Consider the following 18,221-nt stretch of genomic DNA (forward strand, 5'->3'; position numbering starts at 1 on the left):
GGAGGGGGAAACGCCTTCTCAGCGTCCGGGAGAGATCACCGGCATCCGATACTCGCGCCTCGCCGACTCCATGCCTGTGCGCTTAGCCCACCTTGTGGAGCCAGACGACTCGCGCATCGTCGCTCGCGTGGCGGAACGGCTCCAGCTCGTCGTCCCACGCGGAGCCGAGCGCGATGTCGAGCTCGCGCTGCAGTTCGGCGGCGCTTCCCGCGGCGATCTCCATGGCGTAGCGGATGCGGTCCTCGCCGATGACGATGTTGCCCGCGGCATCCGTCTGGGCGTAGTGGATGCCGAGATCCGGCGTGTGCAGCCAGCGACCGCCGTCGCTGCGGGGCGTCGGATCCTCCGTGACCTCGAAGCGAAGGTGCTCCCAGCCTCGGATCGCGGTCGCGAGGGCAGCGCCGGTTCCGGCAGGTCCGTCCCAGTAGAACTCGGCTCGGCGGGCGCCGTCGAGCACGGGCTGATCCGACCAGTCGAAGTTCACTGCACGACCGATAGCGCGTCCCACCGCCCATTCGAGGTGCGGGCAGAGCGCGCGAGGTGCGGAGTGGATGAACACCACTCCGCGTGCGTACGTCGTCGCCATGATCTCTCCGTTTCATCAGGTGCGTCTTCCCCAACGACCTGAACACCGAGAGACCGGCGGTTCTATGCAGTTATGCGCCCATTCTCGCCCAGAGACGAGGAAATCACAAGCTTGTCATTCGCATGACGAAGGCCCCGGTCGCACGACCGGGGCCTTCCGACCCTCGAGGGTCTGTTCAGCCGAGGATCACGCCTCGCTCATGGCCTGCTTGACCTGCTGGCCCTTCGCCGCGTAGTAGGCGGCGCGAGCCTCGTCGCGGCGAGCCTGCTCGGCGTAGCCCGCCTCCAGCACGTCCTGCGGCACCTCGACGTTCGGGACGTCCTGCGTGCCGTTGTACTTCTCGATGTAGGCGTCGAGCTCGGGGCCCGAGGTCCACGAGGTGATCAGGCAGTAACGCGGCTCGGTGCCGACGTGCGTGGCGGCGTGCCACAGACGCTGGGTGTCGACGATGAGCTGCGCACCGGCGGGCAGGGCGATACGGTACTCGATGCTCGGGTCGGTGCGGTTCTCGCGCAGGACGAAGAAGCTGTCCTTGTCGTCGGTGAGATTGAAGAACCCGCGCACGACCCAGCCGGTGCCGTCGGGGTTGAGGCGGTTGTTGTCGTCCTGGTGCAGGTTGTAGAGGCACTCGCCGTACGGGGTCGGCTGCAGCTCGATCACGCGGCAGCGGCCGACGTTCGCACCCGGCTCCTGGGCGCGGCGCGTCAGGTTCGGAGCCTTGGCGGTCTGCTCGTCGATCCAGACGCCGTCCTTGTCGGTGCGCGGCGGCTTGTGGTTCCAGAAACCGTTGCACTCGATCTCACCCTTGGCGCTTGCGAGGGGTGCGAAGCGGGTGTCGCCCGAGGACTTCCAGTCGTTGTACTCGATGTCGAGCCACTCCTTGGGGTCGAGCTCCTGGTTGTAGCTGTCGAGCACGACGAAGCCCTTGTCTTCGAGCGCCTTGGACTTGATGTATCCCATGATCTGAGTCATGTCCTTTCATCGGGGGCCAGCACGTTTTAACAGGCCCTGATAAGGCAAGCCTAACAGCGGGCCGCGGAGCGCCCGCTGAGGGGCGCCGTGAATAAGCGAATAGACTGAATCGGGCGCCTGGCGACTCCACGGCGACCGGCGTCATGGGAGGGCGAGACATCAGCATGAGCACCGCGACCAACGTCGAGGCGACAGCCGTCAACACGATCGAATGGCTCGCAGCGGACTCCACCACCATCGTCGTACCGGTGTACCAGCGGCAGTACCGGTGGGACATCGGCGGCTGCGAGCAGCTCCTCGCCGACGTCCGCGCGGTCGCCGCGGAGGACGACTCGCACCGGCACTTCATCGGCTCGATCCTCTCGGCCGCAGATGATTCGGATGCCGACACCGACCTCGTCCTGATCGACGGGCAGCAGCGCATCACCACGCTGATGCTGCTCATCGCCGCCCTGCAGCATGCGGTGCGCGACACCGACCGCCCGCTGGCCGCCGAGCTCTCCCGTGTGCTCGTCCGCCCCGACGACCCGACGCGCACGAAGCTCCGGCCGCATGACGCGTGGGCCGACCTGTACGAGTCGGTCGTACTGGAGCGCGGTGACGGCGCCGAGCGCGAGTCGCGCTTCGACGACAATTACGCGTTCTTCCGCAGTCAGGTGCACGCCGACGAGGTGCCGACGATCTGGCGCGGCCTGCGGCGACTCGAACACGTCTCGATCACGCTCGGCGCCGAGGCGAACGCCCAGCAGATCTTCGAGAGCCTGAACTCGACGGGTGAGCCGCTCCGAGACCACGAACTCATCCACAACTACATCCTCATGGGGCTGACCCACTCGGAGCAGCTCGACGTCGAGGAGCGGTTCTGGCTCCCGATCGAACGGCATACCGGTGAGACGATCGGCGCGTTCTGGCGTCACTACCTCGTCATGACGACCGGTCGCGAGGTCGCGGCGAACGGCGAGCACGGGGTCTACAGCGCGTTCCGACACTCTTTCCCGCGCGTCGACGTGGAGCACCTGCAGGCGGATGCCGAGGTCTGGCGCCGCTACGCCGAGATCTACGGCATCCTCCTCGACCCGACACGGGAGCATGACCCGGAGATCGCCCGACAGCTGGGCTTCGTCAACACGTTCGGGCGGGCGGCCTATCCACTCGTGCTCAGCGCATACAGCGACTACACGCGCGGTCTCATCGCCCGCGACGAGCTCATCCTGACCCTGGAGCGGATCCAGGCGATGTACCTGCGGCGAACTCTCGTGAATCTCCCGAACGAGCGGCTGGTGGCCCGGCTCTGTCGTGCGCGGCGTGACGGCCCCGACGCGCTGGAGCGCGCCTTCGCCCGGATCACGCCGTCGGACGAGCGGGTGAGCGCCGTGCTGAAGTACAGCGAACTCCCCCACCCCGCATACGTGCTCGGTCGGCTCGAGGGCGTCGACGACACTGACGACTTCGACGTCGAGCACATCGTCCCGACCGTCCCCAGCGACAGCTGGTCGGGGGACGGCACCCGCGAGTGGATCGACTACTCCGACGACGAGCGGAACGCGCACCGGGCCCTCGCCCCGACGCTCGGAAACCTCACGCTTCTCGAACAGCCGCTGTCGGAGCGGTACTTCGGCGAGTCCTACCCCGTGAAGCGCACCTCCGCGTACGCGAGGAGCGCTGTGCCCGAGACGGCCGCGCTGCAGGAGACCGAGACCTGGGGAACCGCGGCCATCTCGCAGCGCACGGTGCGTCTCACCGCCGACCTGCTGCGCATCTGGGCCCGCCCTGCACTGCCCGAGATCGACGACGACGGGTTGACCCCCGTCCTCGACGCGGTCCGGAGACGCGGATGGCCGGCCGGATGGGAGCGCGAGTTCGAATACGTCGAGTACCGGGGCGAGCGCTGGGAGGTGTACGACGTCAGGCACCTCTTCAACCGGGTGTTCCGTCGGGCCTGGACCGATACGCGGGACGCGGCGGTCTCGTACTGCACGACGCACGGCGGGCCGATCTACGATCAGACCGCATGGAAGGGCCAGTGGGATCAGCTCGACGACACCCACCACCTCTACATGGGCTGGGACTCGAACTACATGATGAGCGCCGTCCAGGGCGTGCTCCAGGAGGCGGACATCGCCTCGGAGGTCTTCGTGAAGTACTCCTACATCGGGAACGTGATGTGACATGACCACCACCATCCACCGCCTGCTCGACCTCGCGATCGAGGAGCACACCCTCACCGTTCCCCTCGTCTGGGGCGACCCCGCCGACACCCGTACGATCGAGGTCTTCGCGCGCGTGGTGACGCGGGACGGCGGCGATTCACTGCCCTACCTCGTGTACCTGCAGGGTGGGCCCGGGCATGAGGCGCCCCGCCCGTTCCATTCGTCGACCGCCCCCGCCTGGCTCGACGAGGCACTCGCGCACTACCGCGTCGTCATGCTCGATCAGCGCGGCACCGGACTGTCGACTCCGGTCGGAGACGACGACCTCGCCCGCGGCGCGACCGCCGTCGCCGAGTACCTCACCCATCTCCGCGCCGATGCGATCGTGCGCGACTGCGAGGCGATGCGCGAGCACCTGGGCGCGATCACGTGGAGCCTGCTCGGGCAGTCGTTCGGCGGCTTCACGACCCTCGCCTATCTCTCGACCGACGCGAGCTCGCTCGCCGACGTGTTCATCACCGGTGGGCTCAGCGCTGTCGGCCGCCACCCCGACAACGTCTACGCGCTGTGCTACGACAAGATGCGCGATGCCTCGGAGCGCTACTACCGTCGCTTCCCCGAGCACCGCGACCGGATGCGCCGCCTCGTCGACCACGCGGACGCGGGAGACATCGTCCTTCCCGACGGCGAGGTCGTGTCGCCCTCGCGGCTGCGCTCGGTGGGGTCCGCCCTGGGCATGAACGAGGGATGGCAGACGCTCTGGTCGCTGCTCGAGCGCGACCATCGATCGAACGCCTTCCGCTACGACCTCATGAACGCGATGCCGTACGGGGGCCGCAACCCGCTCTACTTCGCCTTCCACGAGTCGAGCTACGCCGACGGGCACGCCACGCGATGGTCTGCCGAGCGCACTGAACCGGCCGACTTCCGCGATGACGTCACCCTGTTCACCGGTGAGCACATCCGCCGCGAGTGGACGGAGACCGTCCCCGCCTTCCAGCCGTGGCGCGACGTGGCTCTCGAACTCGCGGAGTTCGAGTGGCCGCGCCTGTACGACCGTGTGGCGATCGAGACGTCGGGTGCAACGGGGGCCGCAGCCGTCTACGCGAACGATGTCTATGTGCCGCTGGAGTTCTCCCTCGAGACGGGACGACTGCTCCCCGGAGTCGAGCTCTGGATCACCAGCGAGCATGAGCACAACGGTTTGCGTTCGGGTCCCGTCCTCACCCACCTCATCGACCTGGCCCACGGTCGGCGCATCCGCTGAGGATCATCCCCTGGGCGGATGCCGTCGCCGGCACCGTCCCCTAGCCTGGTGGCATGGCCGAGACGATAGGGATGCTCCTCACGATCGCGATCGTCCTCCTGGTCGTGATCGTCATCGTCGTCGTGATCGTCGCCGTGTATTCGCGCATGCCGCTCGAGCGGAAGTACGAGGGACCGGGCGGCGGGCTCGGCGGATCGTTCGAAGCGGTCTGGATGCCGTCGGCGCACGAGGCGGGCGCCGAGCGCGACCGTCAGACGAAGCGCATGGCTCCCGCCCCCGTCGCGGGAGACCCGCCGGACGGCATCCGCGGCGACCGCATCACGCTGGATCTCTGACCCGTCCTGCGCCGCCGCATCGGGGAACGATGAAGGCCCCGGTTCCGAGGAACCGGGGCCTTCGTCGTGGTGGCGTCCTCAGTTGGACGAGCCGCCGAAGCCCTTGAAGCGCTGGTTGAACTTCTCGACGCGACCGGCCGAGTCCATGATGCGCTGCTTGCCCGTGTAGAACGGGTGCGAGGCCGAGGAGATCTCGACGTCGATCACCGGGTACTCGACGCCGTCGAGCTCGACGGTCTTGTCGCTGGTGACGGTCGAACGGGTGAGGAAGGTCTCGCCCGATCCGAGGTCGCGGAACACGACGGCCTTGTACTCGGGGTGAATGTCAGTCTTCATGGGATTCCTTAGTTGCTGCCCTGGATTGTGCCAGGGACGAGGGAAGTCTGCGGTGCCGAACGCACCAAGGATCGATTCTAACAGATCTCGCGTCAGGACGCGGCGCGCGCGGCGTACCGGCCGTCTTCGGCGGTGAGGGTGATCGGCATCCCGAACGTCTCGCCGAGCGCGTCGGCCGTCAGCGTCTCCGCGATCGGACCGGCGGCCACGATCGACCCGTCTCGGATCAGCAGGACGTGCGTGAAGCCGACCGGGATCTCCTCGACGTGGTGCGTGACCATCACCATCGCGGGCGTCGTCGGCGACGACGCGTAGCCGCTGAGCAGCGTCAGCAGCTCCTCGCGCGATCCGAGGTCGAGCGAGGCGGTCGGCTCGTCGAGCAGCAGCAGCTCGGGATCGGTCATCACGGCGCGCGCGATCTGCACCCGCTTCTGCTCCCCGTCGCTGAGCGTTCCGAACGTGCGGTCCGCGAGGTGGTCGAGGCGCCAATCGCCGAGCACCCGCAACGCGCGTCGCTCGTCGATGTCCTCGTAGCTCTCGTTCCAGCGCCCGAGCACCGAGAATGCGGCGGTGAGCACCGTGTTGAGCACAGTCTCGTCGCGGGGAACGCGCTTGGCCATGGCCGACGAGGCGAAGCCGATGCGCGGCCGCACCTCGAACACGTCCATCTTGCCGAGGGTCTCCCCCAGCACCTTCACGGTGCCGGAGGTCGGGTGCATGAGCGTGTCGGCCAGCTGCAGCAGCGTCGTCTTGCCTGCGCCGTTGGGTCCGAGGATCACCCACCGCTGATCGTCGGAGACCTGCCAGGTCACGTGATCGATGATGTCGCGCCCCTCGCGGCGCACGACGACGTCGGTGAATTCCAGGGCGCTCGACATGCCCCCAGCCTATCGGCTCAGGCGGTCAGCTCCGCGTAGAGCGCACGCGTGGTGTCGGCGATCGCCGCCCAGCTGAAGTCGTTCCGTGCTCGCTCCCGCCCCGCCTCGCCGTACCCCCGAGCGCGTGCCGGATCCGTCGAGACCTCGGTGAGCACCGCGGCCAGGTCGGAGACGAAGCGGTCGGGGTCGACAGGGGTGCCGGTGCCGTCCTGCACCTGCTCGATCGGCACGAGACGTCCCGTCGTTCCATCGGCGACGACCTCGGGGATGCCGCCGGTCGCCGTGCCGACGACGGCGGCACCGCAGGCCATGGCCTCGAGGTTGACGATGCCGAGGGGCTCGTAGACGGACGGGCAGACGAACGTCGTGGCTGCGGTGAGGATCGCCGAGAGCTCCTCGCGCGGCAGCATCCGCTCGATCCACACCACGCCCTCGCGAGTCTGCTGCAGCAGACGCACGCTCTCCTGCACCTCGGCCATGATCTCGGGGGTGTCCGGCGCACCGGCGCACAGGATGAGCTGCACCTCGGGCGGCAGCAGAGCAGCCGCACGCAGCAGATACGGGAGGCCCTTCTGGCGGGTGATCCGTCCGACGAAGACGACCGAGGGACGGGTCGGATCCATCCCGATGGACTGCAGGAACGCGTCGTTCTGCACCGGGTGCCACTTGTCGACATCGATGCCGTTGTGGATCACGCGCACACGGGTCGGGTCGACGGCCGGATAGCTGCGCAGGATGTCGGCGCGCATACCGGCACTGACCGCGATGACGGCCGCGGCGTTCTCGTACGCGAGCTTCTCGATGCCGCTCGACACCGCGTACCCTCCCCCGAGCTGCTCCGCCTTCCAGGGGCGCAGCGGCTCGAGGCTGTGCGCGGTGAGGACGTGCGGGATGCCGTGCAGCTGCGAGGCGAGGTGTCCGGCGAAGTTGGCGTACCAGGTGTGGCTGTGCACCACGTCGGCGTCGGCGATCGCCGCCACGATCTCGAGATCGGTGCCGAGGGTCTGCAGGGCCGGGTTGGCCGTGGCCAGGCCTGACGGAGTCCGGTAGGCGAACGTGCCCGGCTCGTCCCGCTCGGCACCGAACGCCCGTACCCGCACGTCGACGTCGCGGCGGAGCGCCGTGACGAGCTCGGCGACGTGCACGCCGGCACCCCCGTAGATCTCCGGCGGGTATTCCTTCGTGATCATTTCGACGCGCATGCCTAGACGCTAGTGACTCACTTGTCCAGATGCTAGTTCGGGGAGCCGCGCGGCCTCTATGGTGGGGACATGTCAGCACCAAAGAAGGTCTTCGGGATCATCCTCGCCGGTGGCGAAGGCAAGCGACTCATGCCGCTCACGGCCGACCGCGCCAAACCCGCCGTCCCCTTCGGCGGGCAGTACCGTCTGATCGACTTCGCCATCTCGAACCTCATCAACTCCGGTCTGCGGCAGATCGTGGTGCTGACGCAGTACAAGTCGCACAGCCTCGACCGGCACATCTCGCAGACGTGGCGCATGTCGGCTCTGCTCGACTCCTACGTCGCCTCCGTCCCTGCGCAGCAGCGCCTGGGCAAGCGGTGGTTCTCCGGGTCCGCCGACGCGATCCTGCAGAGCATGAACCTCCTCAACGACGAGAAGCCCGACATCGTCGTGGTGATCGGCGCCGACCACGTCTACCGGATGGACTTCCGTCAGATGCTCGACGCGCACATCGAGTCAGGCGCGAAAGCGACCGTCGCCGGCATCCGGCAGCCGATCTCGATGGCGTCGCAGTTCGGCGTCATCGACGCGGACACCGAGACGGGACGCATCAAGCAGTTCCTCGAGAAGCCCACTGACGCCACCGGACTCGAGGACTCACCGCACGAGGTGCTCGCCTCGATGGGCAACTACATCTTCGACGCTGACGCGCTGATCGCGGCCGTCGAGGCAGACGGGGAGTCCCCCACCTCCGGTCACGACATGGGTGGCGACATCGTGCCGTACTTCGTCGACCGCGGTGAGGCGGGCTACTACGACATGAAGCAGAACGAGGTCCCCGGGTCCTCGCCGCGCGATCGGTCGTACTGGCGCGACGTCGGTACGATCGACTCCTTCTACGACGCGCACCGCGACCTCATCGCGACGCTGCCGATCTTCAACCTGTACAACATGGAGTGGCCGATCCACTCGCAGGCGGTCAATTCGCCGCCCGCGAAGTTCGTTCGCGACTCGGTGGGCCGCATCGGCAATGCGATCGACTCCATCGTCTCGCTCGGCTCGGTGTTGTCCGGGACCCACCTGGAGCGCAGCGTGGTCGGCCCGTGGACTCTGGCCGGCGGCGGGTCGACGATCACCGACTCCGTGGTGTTCGACCACGTGCAGGTGGGCGCCGGGTCGCGCGTGCACCGCGCGATCCTCGACAAGAACGTCATCCTCGCGGACGGTGCGACGGTCGGCGTCGATCGTGAGAGGGACCTCGCCCGCGGGTTCACGGTCACGGACTCCGGGATCACCGTCGTCGGCAAGGGCGTGTTCATCGATCGGTGACGGCGCGGTCCGGCGGTGACCTCTGCGCTGGGTAGGCTCGACGGGTGACCGCTGCGCGCTTCCTCGTCGTCCTCGATGCCGACTCCACGCTCATCCGCAACGAGGTGATCGAACTGATCGCCGACGAGGCGGGTCGTCGCGACGAGGTGCAGGCCGCGACCGAGGCGGCGATGCGCGGTGAGGTCGATTTCGCCACGAGCCTGCGCTCTCGCGTGGCGGCGCTCGAGGGCGTCCCCGTCGCTCGGCTCGACCGGGTGCGCGCGCGGGTCGAGCCGACGCCGGGCGTGAACGAGCTGACCGCGGCCGTGCACGAACGAGGCGGAGTCGTCGGCGTCGTGTCGGGCGGCTTCCACGAGATCCTCGATCACATCGCGCCGCTGCTCGGTGTCGACCGCTGGCGCGCGAACCGCCTCTCCGTGGTCGACGACGCCCTGTCGGGTGTCGTCGACGGAGACATCGTGGATGCCGCGGCCAAGGCCGCGTCGCTGCAGGAGTGGGCGGACGAGCTGGGCGTGGCCCGCCACGCGACGATCGCCATCGGGGACGGCGCGAACGATCTGCTCATGATGGGCGTCGCCGGACTCGGACTCGCCTTCAACGCGAAGCCTGCGGTGCGCGAAGCGGCGAGCCTCGTGGTCGGGCCGCAGGACCTCTCCGCGATCATCCCCCTTCTGCCGTAGCGGATGTCGGAGGCCCGGTCTATCGTCGGGCCATGGACATCATCCTCATCCCCGGACTCTGGCTCGACGCCACCAGCTGGAACGACGTGACGACCGACCTCGAAGGCAGGGGGCATCGGGTGCACGCCCTGACGATGCCGGGCGTCGGCGCACCGGCGGCAGACTCCGCAGACATCGGCATCGCCGACTGGGTCGCCGCGGGCGTGGCCGCAGTCGACGCGGTCAGCGGACCGGTCGTGGTCGTCGGGCACAGCGGGGGCGGGAACGTCGCGTGGGGCGTCGCAGACGCCCGTCCCGACTCCGTCTCCCGCGTGATCTTCGTCGACACCGTTCCGCCTCCGTCCGGCTTCGGCATCAGCGAGTTCGACGTCGTAGACGGCGTGGTGCCCTTCCCCGGTTGGGCGAGCTTCGACGCCGACGACGTGGCCGACCTCGACGACGAGACGCGGGCGCGCACCACTCCCCTGACGAAGAGCGTGCCGGCCCGGGTGCCGACCGACGACATCATCCTCGAAGGCGGCCGCCACCGCGTGCCCGCGACGCTGCTGATGGGCGGACTCGATCAGGGAACGTTGGAGTCCCAGCTCGAGAGCTGGGGTCCGTACGCGGAGGAGTTCCGAGCGATCTCCGACGTCGAGGTCGTGAAGATCGGCTCGGGCCACTGGCCGCAGTTCTCGGTTCCGAGCCGGCTCGCCGAGCTCATCGACGCGGCGGTCACGCGTCGCGGGTGATGCGGTCGCTCGGGGTCAGTGCCCCATCCCGAGTCCACCGTCGACCGGGATGACCGCGCCCGAGATGTAGCCCGCATCGTCGCCGGCGAGCCATGTCACCACTCCGGCGACCTCGTCGGGCGTGGCGAAGCGTCCAGCCGGGATGCTCGCCTTGTACTGCTTCTGCGTCTCCTCCGGCAGCTCGGCGGTCATGTCGGTCTCGATGAACCCGGGTGCGACGACGTTCGCGGTGATGCCCCGGCCGCCGAGTTCGCGCGTGAGCGAACGGGCGAACCCGACGAGCGCGCTCTTCGACGCCGAGTAGTTGACCTGCCCCGCGGAACCGAGCAGTCCGACGACGCTCGAGATGAGGATGACGCGGCCGAAGCGGGCGCGCAGCATGCCCTTGGACGCACGCTTGACGACGCGGAACGTCCCGCCGAGGTTGGTGGCGACGACGCTGTCGAAGTCGTCTTCGCTCATGCGCAGCAGGAGGGTGTCTTTCGTGATCCCCGCGTTCGCGACGACGATCTCGACGGGGCCGAGCTGCTGCTCGACCTCGGTGAACGCGGCGTCGAGGGCCGCGGCATCCGTCACGTCGGCGCGGACGGTGAGCGTGCCCTCAGGCCCCTCGCCGCTGCGCGCGGTGACGGCCACCCGGTAGCCGTCTCGAACGAAGCGCTCGGCGATGGCGCGGCCGATGCCGCGGTTGCCGCCGGTGACGAGGACGACGCGATCAGTGCTCATTTCCCACTCCAGATCTGGCCGCGCAGGATCGACGGCCGGGTCGCCAACGATCCTATCCGTCGACCTCCACGCGCCATGTCCGCGTGTTTGACAGAACACCGGTGCGACTGGAACGCTGAACGCGACGAAAGGCATGCCCGTGAGCGACGACGACCACCTCTCCGGCGGACGGCCGACCCCTCCGCCGCCTCCCGCAGCACCTCCGGCGCAGCCGTACCAGCCGCCGCAGCCATTCGGAGCCGCACCGTCGTACCCGCAGCCGCCGTCCTACCCGCAGACACCGTCCTATCCGCAGGCCCCGTCCTACCCGACCTCGACGCCGCCGACGCAGGCGTACCCGGGCGCAGTTCCGACGGCCGCCGGCGTCCAGCCCTACGGTGCCCCGCCGCAGCAGCAGGCGTACGGCGCCGCGTACCCCGCGCCCATCTACCCGGCATCGCGTCCGACCAGCGGGCTCGCGATCACGTCACTCATCTGCGGCATCGCGGGCATCGTCCTGTTCTGGGCGGTCATCCCTCTCATCGCCTCGATCATCGCCGTCATCACCGGCCATATGGCACTGCGCCAGACGAAGCGCGATCCGTCGATCGGCGGCCGAGGCATGGCCTTCGCCGGCCTCATCATGGGGTACATCATGGTCGCCGTGCTGGCGGTCGGCATCGTCACCACGGTGTTCAGCTTCTTGTTCCTCGGCGCGTTCACCCTGCCGTTCATCTTCGCGTCCTGAACGTCACCGAGTTCGAGGCCCGCGGCGCACCCGGAGAGAGAGCCGCCGGCCTCGCAGCGGCGTAGGCTGGACTCATCGTGAAGAACAAGCGACTGGTCCCCGCTGTCACCTCCCTGCCGCAAGCGCCGCAGGTCGAGGCGGACCACCGTGTGCGTCGATACGCGATCACGATGACGATCCGCATCGTGTGCTTCGCCCTCATGATGTTCATCCAGCCCTACGGCTGGTACACGTGGGTCTTCGCCCTGGCGGCGGCGATCTTGCCGTACATCGCAGTCGTCTTCGCGAACGCCGGCAGCGACAGCACCGAGACGACGGCGGAATCCCCCGTGCAGCAGCTCGAGGCGCCGGTGCAGACGCCGACCGTGATCGAGGAGACGAGCTCCGATCCGTTCGTCATCACCATCCACGAGAGCCGCAAGGGCGACGAGTGAGCGAGTTGCAGTGCTCGCGTGCCGGATGCCGGGACGCGGCGGTCGCCCAGGTCGTGTGGCGCAATCCACGCATCCACGCTGCTGACCGCGAGAAGATCTGGCTCGCCTGCGCCGAGCACGTCGGGTTCCTGCGCGATTACCTCGCCGATCGAGACTTCCCCGTGTCCGTGCGCGACGGAGTGCCGTCATGAGCGCCCGCATGCTGCGGTGGACCGTCTACGTCCTCATCGCCATCGGTTTCGCGGTGGCGTGCGCCTTCCTGTCCAACTGGCAGTTCGACCGCAACGAGTCGCGCGCCGAGCAGATCGCCCTCGTCGAGAAGAACTACGATGCCAACCCCGTCCCGCTGTCCGACCTGATCGGCGCAGACGGCGCCCTCGATCGCGGCGACGTCTGGCACCCGGTCGTGCTGCAGGGCGAGTACCTGGTCGATGAGCAGCTCCTGGCCCGCAACCGGCCGCACGGGGGCACGAGCGCCTACGAGGTCCTCGTCCCGTTCCGCGACGTCGACGGCCGCGTGTTCGTCGTCGACCGCGGGTGGGTCCCGCCCGGCGAGGGCGACTCGCCCGATGCCGTCCCCGCGCCGCCGGCCGGCCAAGTCGAGGTCGTGGTCCGCCTGCGACCGAGCGAACAGCTGCCGGCCTCCGGCCGCGGTGCGCCGGAGGGCCAGGTCCCCACCATCCATGTTCCCTCGATCGCCGACATCGTCGGGGGCGACGTCATCACGAGCGCCTACGGGCAGATCGTGAGCGAAGACCCCGCGGGCGAGGCATTGGGTGGCTTCGAGTCCCCCACCGACGATCCTGGCCCGCATCTGTCGTACGCGATCCAATGGATCCTGTTCGCTCTCATGGGGTTCATCTTCATCGGCTATATCATCCGCACCGAGATCGTGAAGCACCGCGAAGAGGTCGAGGGGGCTCCGGTCAGCGAGAAGAAGCGCCGTCGACGCGACGCCGATGCCGACGTCGAGGATGAGCTGCTCGACGCGAACGTCTGAGCGACCGACGGCACCCGTGTCGCTCAGTCGACCATGACGGTGTGCGACCAGCCGGAGCCGCTCGGCAGATAGACCACACGGGTGTGACGGCGGTCTCGCGATCCCTGCCAGAACTCGATGCGCTCCGGCACGATGCGCCAGAGCACCCAGTCCCCCTCGGCGACGGCCGCACGGGCCGCCGGTGACCGGGCGGCGAGATCATCGGCGCTCTCCTGCGCTGTCGCCTCCTCGACGCGACCGCGTACCCGTACGGCACGCACCTGAGGCTGCCACCAGAAGTTCAGCGCTGCGGCCGGGACGGCACCGAGCTGCGCCCCCTTCCGCGACGACCGCGTGCTCGCGATCGCCCATCCGCGCTCATCGACGCGCTTGAGGATGAGGGTCCGCGCATCGGGCACGCCATCGGCATCCACCGTGGCAAACGTCACCGTATGCGGCTCCGGGACCGCGGCGGCATCCGCCGCCTTCAGCCATTCGGCGAAGAGCACCGTCGGGTCCTCGGGCAGGGCGTCGAGATCCCACTCAGGCGCGTTGCCGGTGAGGGCGTGCCTGCCTCGCAGCCAGTCGTTGAGCGGAGCGTCGGGCGTGGAGTCGTCGTGCGTCACGGTTCGAGCCTAGAACACCCGAGCTCGCGCACACCGGGCTGGTCAGGCCAGCTCGATGAGCTCCTGGTACTCCTGGTTCCAGATGTCCTCGACCCCGTCGGGGAGGATCAGCACGCGCTCCGGGTTGAGTGACTGCACGGCACCGGGATCGTGCGATACGAGCACCACGGCGCCCTCGTAGTGTGCGAGCGCACCGAGGATCTCCTCGCGCGACGCGGGGTCGAGGTTGTTCGTCGGTTCGTCGAGCAGCAGCAGGTTCGCCGACGACACGACGAGCGTCGCAAGCGACAGACGCGTCTTCTCGCCTCCGGAAAGCACTCCGGCCGGCTTGAGCACGTCGTCGCCGGTGAAGAGGAACGACCCCAGCACCTTGCGCGCCTCGGTCTCGGTGATGTGCGGCGCGGCCGACACCATGTTCTCGAGCACCGAGCGGTTCACGTCGAGGTTTTCGTGCTCCTGGGCGTAGTAGCCGACCTTGAGGCCGTGACCCGGCTCGAGCTGGCCCGTGTCGGGCTGGTCGACGCCGGCCAGCATCCGCAGCAGCGTCGTCTTTCCGGCGCCGTTGAGGCCGAGCACGACCACCTTCGACCCGCGGTCGATCGCGAGGTCGACGTCGGTGAAGATCTCCAGCGAGCCGTACGACTTCGACAGGCCCGACGCCATGAGCGGCGTCTTGCCGCAGGGCGCCGGCTTGGGGAAGCGCAGCTTGGCGACGCGATCCTCCTGGCGCACGTCGTCGAGTCCGGCGAGGAGCTTCTCGGCGCGGGCGATCATCTGATGCGCGGCGGCAGCCTTCGACGCCTTCGCGCCGAATCGGGCGGCCTGTTGCTGCAGGGTCGTCGCCTTCTTCTCGGCGTTCGCGCGCTCCTTCTTGCGGCGCTCCTCATCGGCGGCGCGCTGGCGGAGGTAGTTCTTCCAGTTCATGTTGTACGCGTCGATGACCTGACGGTTCGCATCGAGGTAGAACACCCGGTTGACGGTCTCGCCCACGAGTTCGACGTCGTGGCTGATGACGATCAGACCGCCCTTGTAGTTCTTGAGGAACTCGCGCAGCCACACGACGCTGTCGGCGTCGAGGTGGTTGGTCGGCTCGTCCAGGATCATCGTCTCGGCGTCCGAGAAGAGGATGCGCGCGAGCTCGATGCGGCGACGCTGACCACCGGAGAGCGTCTTCAGCGGCTGGTCGAGGATGCGGTCGGGCAGCGACAGGTTGTTGGCGATCGATGCCGCCTCGGCCTCTGCGGCGTACCCGCCCTGACCCTCGAACTGCTCGGTGAGACGCGCGTAGCGCTTCATCGCCTTGTCGGCGACCGCCGCGTCGTCGGATCCCATCGCCACCGTGGCCTCCGACATGCCGAGGGCGAGGCTGCCGAGCCCACGGGCGTCGAGGATGCGGGTTCGCGCGAGCATCTCCGGGTCACCGGAGCGCGGGTCCTGCGGCAGATAGCCGAGTTCGCCCGAGCGCGTCACGTTCCCACCGGACGGCAGCACATCGCCGGCCAGCACCTTGGTGAGCGTGGTCTTGCCGGCCCCGTTGCGGCCGACGAGTCCGATCTTGTCGCCGTCGCTGACGCGGAACGACACGTTCTCCATCAGGAGGCGTGCGCCCACGCGGATCTCGAGGTCGTGCACGGCGAGCACAGCGGATGTCCGTTCGTCAGAGGGGAAGGCGGCCGAGGGGCCAGCCTCCCAGTATAGATCGCCAGGCTGAAAGGACTCGCCACGCGCTCACACGAGCCCCCGCGCGGCGAGGGCGTCACCGACATCGTCCGCGTGACGGAGCGTGCGTACGAGGAGCGGCACGACACCCCGGATGCCGACCCGCACGTTCCGGGCTCGTTGGGCGTCGCGCAGATCGTTCGCGAATCCGGCGATCACGGGGATCATCGTGACCGCGAGGGAGATCGTCATGGCGACCGCGTCCACATCGACACCCGCACGTCGGAACGGCCTGAGGCCACGACGGAGCGTCGCCAGCAGATCGCCCATACGGGTGGTGAGCGACAGGAGCCCGGCGAGGAGGATCAACGCGACGACTCGGGTCGAGCTCACCCACGCCGCGACGGGCGACACGAAGACGCAGAGGAAACCGCCGAGCACCAGGATCAGCCAGCGGAGCCGCCAGACCTCGGAGCCGAGCACTCGCCACGGCATCCGGGCGAGCGCGTACAGCGCGCACACGCCGATCAACACCCCCGTCGACGCCCACACGTCATGCGCGAACGCCGACACGGCGATCGCGACGAGGGCCAGCCCGACGAGCTTCGCTCCGGCCGGCAGCCGGTGCAGGATGCTGGTACCGGGGCGATAGAGCTGGATCACGCGCAGCTCCGGCGGTACTGATCGATCACTGCGTCGGGATTCCCGGATGCCGCAAGGGCCCCGTCCTCGAACAGCACGACCTGGTCGCACCGCGCCGCGAGGTCGGGGTCGTGCGTGACGACGATGGTCTGGGCGTCCTGCGCCAGCAGGAGGTCTCCGATCCGGCGCGCGTTCCGCAGGTCGAGAAGGGTAGTCGGCTCGTCGGCCACGACCAGCGCCGGCCTCGTGGCGAGCACGGACGCCAGCGCCAGCAGCTGACGCTGTCCCCCGGAGAGCGCCGACACCGGGATGTCGGCGTGGGCGGCGAGCCCATGCTCTTCGAGGATCGCCGTGGTGCGCGTGCGCGCCTCCGATCCGGGGAGGTCGCGCAGCGACAGGGCGAGGTCTTCGCCCGGTGTCGGCATGAGGATCTGCGCCTGCGGATCGGTGAACACGAAGCCGACTCGGCGACGCACGGCCCTCGTGTCTCGCTGCGCATCGAATCCGTGCACGACGACTCTGCCTCTGGACGGCGTGACCAGACCGTTGAGCAGCCTGGCGAACGTGGACTTGCCCGATCCGTTCGCGCCGATGACTGCGATGCGCCGCGCGGAGAGATCGAGCGTCACGTCGCGCAGGATCGCCCGCCCCTCTCGCTCGACGGTGACTCCGTGAACGGTCACCCGGTCGACCATCGTCCCGTCGGCCACAGCTCCGCCGGCAGAGATCCGGGCAGCGGAGACGTCATCGACTCCGGCGTCGGGCACGACCGGATCAGACCGCACGGGCAGGCGCGGCCGCCGCAGAGCGCACCCCGAACGCCGGCGGGTACGCTCGCCGCAGCGCGACGACGAGGGCGGTGGCGGCGGCGGCCTTGAGCAGGTCGCCGGGGAGGAAGGCCGCACTCGACAGCGCGGCGGGCACGAGGTCCATGCCGAGCACGAACGCCTGCACGGGGATGCCGAAGGCGTAGACGACTGCGATCCCGCCGAAGACGACGCCGAGCGCCGCCCGCCACCAGGTGATGCGGCCGGAGTGCACGATCAGACCGATCACGACAGCGCCGGCCACCCAGCCGAGAAGGTATCCGGCCGTCGGCCCCGCGAACACCCCGAGTCCCCCGCGCCCGCCGGCGAGCACCGGGAGTCCGACCGCGGCGAGGACGAGGACGAGCAGGACGGCGAGCGGGCCTCGGCGCGGGCCGAGGACGGCGCCGGCGAGCATCACGCCCAGCGTCTGCGCGGTGATGGGCACGCCGCCGGGGAGCGGGATCGTGACGGAGCCGAGCACCGCGATGAGCGCGGCGAAGACGGCGATGCGGGCGAGATCGCGGCCGATCTCGGCGCGGTGTCGAGCCATGATGTATCCTCCTGAACACTGTTCACCTGAACGGTGTTCACTATAGTGAGGTTATGAGCCCCGAGCACAACTCGACCCGGCACGACCGCGACAGCGTCGCCGACGTCGCTCTCGCACTCCTCGACGAGGTCGGGCTCGCAGACCTCTCCATGCGGAGGATCGCCGGCCGCCTCGATGTGCAGCCGAGCGCGCTGTACTGGCACTTCTCCAGCAAGCAGGAGCTCCTCGCCGAACTGAGCGACCGCATCACCGCGCCCCTCCTCCGGGCCGTCGACGACGATGTGCTCCCCCTCGCCCGCCGCATCCGCGACGCGCTCTTCGCCTATCGCGACGGCGCGGAGCTGGTTCTCAGCTCCGCCGCGCTCGGTCTCGGATCGGCGCACGCGCAGACCGCACTCGAACACGCGCTGCGTCGGGCGGATGCCGATTCTCCCTACGACCGGGCCGTCGCCCTGATGCACTTCATCCTTGGCCACTCGACCCTCGTGCAGCAGCGCATGCACGCCGACAGCTACGGAGCGACCGCTTCGGGTGTCGGGGACGACGCGACGGCCGGTCTCGACCGCGTCTTCGACCTCGGGATCGCAGCCATCGCCGGACTCGAGCGCATCCGATCCTGAT

The 18,221-nt window shown here is 68.8% G+C and carries 22 protein-coding genes; 11 read left to right on the forward strand and 11 right to left on the reverse strand.

Features of this window, described 5'->3' with window-relative positions:
• Positions 1-82: 82 nt before the first annotated feature.
• Together FSY98_RS00775 and FSY98_RS00780 are read right to left on the reverse strand one after the other, a co-directional pair.
• Positions 83-586, reverse strand: coding sequence for a DUF3145 domain-containing protein (locus FSY98_RS00775; RefSeq protein WP_144872789.1), 504 nt, complete (start codon positions 584-586; stop codon positions 83-85).
• A gap of 186 nt (positions 587-772) precedes the next feature.
• Positions 773-1,546, reverse strand: a complete 774-nt coding sequence (locus FSY98_RS00780; RefSeq protein WP_144876540.1) for a hypothetical protein — start codon at positions 1,544-1,546, stop codon at positions 773-775.
• A gap of 176 nt (positions 1,547-1,722) precedes the next feature.
• Between FSY98_RS00780 and FSY98_RS00785 the strand changes: the two genes are divergently transcribed.
• Genes FSY98_RS00785 through FSY98_RS00795 form a run of 3 tightly spaced genes read left to right on the forward strand, consistent with a single transcriptional unit; the run spans position 1,723 to position 5,310 of the window.
• Entirely contained in the window at positions 1,723-3,726 is a 2,004-nt protein-coding gene (locus FSY98_RS00785; RefSeq protein ID WP_144872792.1) for a DUF262 domain-containing protein, read from the forward strand.
• Position 3,727: 1 nt separating this feature from the next.
• On the forward strand, positions 3,728-4,975 hold the full coding sequence (locus FSY98_RS00790; RefSeq protein ID WP_144872795.1) for an alpha/beta fold hydrolase: 1,248 nt from the start codon (positions 3,728-3,730) through the stop codon (positions 4,973-4,975).
• Positions 4,976-5,028: 53 nt separating this feature from the next.
• Positions 5,029-5,310: a hypothetical protein gene (locus FSY98_RS00795; protein WP_144872797.1), complete on the forward strand. Its 282-nt coding sequence runs from the start codon at positions 5,029-5,031 to the stop codon at positions 5,308-5,310.
• A 78-nt stretch (positions 5,311-5,388) separates the two neighbouring features.
• Here FSY98_RS00795 and FSY98_RS00800 read toward each other — a convergent pair whose 3' ends face one another.
• The 3 genes from FSY98_RS00800 to glgA all read right to left on the reverse strand — a co-directional run bounded on the left by FSY98_RS00800 (position 5,389) and on the right by glgA (position 7,726).
• Positions 5,389-5,646, reverse strand: a complete 258-nt coding sequence (locus FSY98_RS00800) for a type B 50S ribosomal protein L31 (RefSeq protein WP_144872800.1) — start codon at positions 5,644-5,646, stop codon at positions 5,389-5,391.
• Between the two features lie 92 nt (positions 5,647-5,738).
• Positions 5,739-6,524, reverse strand: coding sequence for an ABC transporter ATP-binding protein (locus FSY98_RS00805; RefSeq protein ID WP_144872803.1), 786 nt, complete (start codon positions 6,522-6,524; stop codon positions 5,739-5,741).
• A gap of 17 nt (positions 6,525-6,541) precedes the next feature.
• Positions 6,542-7,726: a glycogen synthase gene (glgA, locus tag FSY98_RS00810; RefSeq protein ID WP_144872806.1), complete on the reverse strand. Its 1,185-nt coding sequence runs from the start codon at positions 7,724-7,726 to the stop codon at positions 6,542-6,544.
• Between the two features lie 69 nt (positions 7,727-7,795).
• On the opposite strand from glgA, the gene FSY98_RS00815 reads away from it, so the two are divergent.
• From FSY98_RS00815 to FSY98_RS00825, 3 genes are read left to right on the forward strand one after another with little or no spacing between them, the layout of a single operon-like run.
• Positions 7,796-9,037: a glucose-1-phosphate adenylyltransferase gene (locus tag FSY98_RS00815; RefSeq protein WP_144872809.1), complete on the forward strand. Its 1,242-nt coding sequence runs from the start codon at positions 7,796-7,798 to the stop codon at positions 9,035-9,037.
• A gap of 44 nt (positions 9,038-9,081) precedes the next feature.
• Positions 9,082-9,717: a phosphoserine phosphatase SerB gene (serB, locus tag FSY98_RS00820; RefSeq protein WP_144872812.1), complete on the forward strand. Its 636-nt coding sequence runs from the start codon at positions 9,082-9,084 to the stop codon at positions 9,715-9,717.
• 32 nt (positions 9,718-9,749) lie between these two features.
• On the forward strand, positions 9,750-10,448 hold the full coding sequence (locus FSY98_RS00825) for an alpha/beta fold hydrolase (RefSeq protein ID WP_144872815.1): 699 nt from the start codon (positions 9,750-9,752) through the stop codon (positions 10,446-10,448).
• Between the two features lie 15 nt (positions 10,449-10,463).
• On the opposite strand, the gene FSY98_RS00830 is transcribed toward FSY98_RS00825, so the two are convergent.
• Complete coding sequence (locus FSY98_RS00830) at positions 10,464-11,174, reverse strand: beta-ketoacyl-ACP reductase (protein WP_144872818.1); 711 nt, start codon at positions 11,172-11,174, stop codon at positions 10,464-10,466.
• Between the two features lie 139 nt (positions 11,175-11,313).
• Between FSY98_RS00830 and FSY98_RS00835 the strand changes: the two genes are divergently transcribed.
• The 4 genes from FSY98_RS00835 to FSY98_RS00850 all read left to right on the forward strand — a co-directional run bounded on the left by FSY98_RS00835 (position 11,314) and on the right by FSY98_RS00850 (position 13,335).
• Positions 11,314-11,901 carry a DUF4190 domain-containing protein gene (locus tag FSY98_RS00835; RefSeq protein WP_260857197.1) on the forward strand — a complete coding sequence of 196 codons (588 nt, stop codon included), beginning with the start codon at positions 11,314-11,316 and terminating at the stop codon, positions 11,899-11,901.
• Between the two features lie 77 nt (positions 11,902-11,978).
• Positions 11,979-12,335, forward strand: coding sequence for a DUF3099 domain-containing protein (locus FSY98_RS00840; RefSeq protein WP_144872824.1), 357 nt, complete (start codon positions 11,979-11,981; stop codon positions 12,333-12,335).
• A complete protein-coding gene (locus FSY98_RS00845; protein WP_144872827.1) occupies positions 12,332-12,526 on the forward strand; it encodes a hypothetical protein in 195 nt (64 codons plus the stop codon). Before FSY98_RS00840 ends, FSY98_RS00845 begins: the two co-directional genes overlap by 4 nt.
• The gene (locus FSY98_RS00850; protein WP_144872830.1) at positions 12,523-13,335 is read left to right on the forward strand and encodes an SURF1 family protein; all 813 of its coding nucleotides are present in this window, start codon (positions 12,523-12,525) and stop codon (positions 13,333-13,335) included. The genes FSY98_RS00845 and FSY98_RS00850 overlap by 4 nt, the downstream gene beginning before the upstream one ends.
• A gap of 23 nt (positions 13,336-13,358) precedes the next feature.
• Here the strand turns inward: FSY98_RS00850 and FSY98_RS00855 are convergent, their stop codons facing one another.
• The 5 genes from FSY98_RS00855 to FSY98_RS00875 all read right to left on the reverse strand — a co-directional run bounded on the left by FSY98_RS00855 (position 13,359) and on the right by FSY98_RS00875 (position 17,600).
• Positions 13,359-13,940 carry a pyridoxamine 5'-phosphate oxidase family protein gene (locus tag FSY98_RS00855; protein ID WP_144872833.1) on the reverse strand — a complete coding sequence of 194 codons (582 nt, stop codon included), beginning with the start codon at positions 13,938-13,940 and terminating at the stop codon, positions 13,359-13,361.
• A 42-nt stretch (positions 13,941-13,982) separates the two neighbouring features.
• Positions 13,983-15,581: an ABC-F family ATP-binding cassette domain-containing protein gene (locus tag FSY98_RS00860; protein ID WP_144872836.1), complete on the reverse strand. Its 1,599-nt coding sequence runs from the start codon at positions 15,579-15,581 to the stop codon at positions 13,983-13,985.
• An 87-nt stretch (positions 15,582-15,668) separates the two neighbouring features.
• Entirely contained in the window at positions 15,669-16,262 is a 594-nt protein-coding gene (locus FSY98_RS00865) for an energy-coupling factor transporter transmembrane protein EcfT (RefSeq protein ID WP_144872839.1), read from the reverse strand.
• Positions 16,259-17,008 (reverse strand): ABC transporter ATP-binding protein, encoded by a 750-nt coding sequence (locus tag FSY98_RS00870; protein ID WP_313955844.1) that lies wholly within the window; start codon positions 17,006-17,008, stop codon positions 16,259-16,261. The genes FSY98_RS00865 and FSY98_RS00870 overlap by 4 nt, the downstream gene beginning before the upstream one ends.
• 7 nt (positions 17,009-17,015) lie before the next feature.
• The gene (locus FSY98_RS00875; RefSeq protein ID WP_144872844.1) at positions 17,016-17,600 is read right to left on the reverse strand and encodes a biotin transporter BioY; all 585 of its coding nucleotides are present in this window, start codon (positions 17,598-17,600) and stop codon (positions 17,016-17,018) included.
• Positions 17,601-17,653: 53 nt separating this feature from the next.
• Here FSY98_RS00875 and FSY98_RS00880 point away from each other — a divergent pair, with 53 nt between their 5' ends.
• A complete protein-coding gene (locus tag FSY98_RS00880; RefSeq protein ID WP_144872847.1) occupies positions 17,654-18,220 on the forward strand; it encodes a TetR family transcriptional regulator in 567 nt (188 codons plus the stop codon).
• Position 18,221 lies beyond the last annotated feature (1 nt).

The organism is Microbacterium sp. 1.5R, assembly GCF_007667425.1.
Lineage (GTDB): Bacteria > Actinomycetota > Actinomycetes > Actinomycetales > Microbacteriaceae > Microbacterium.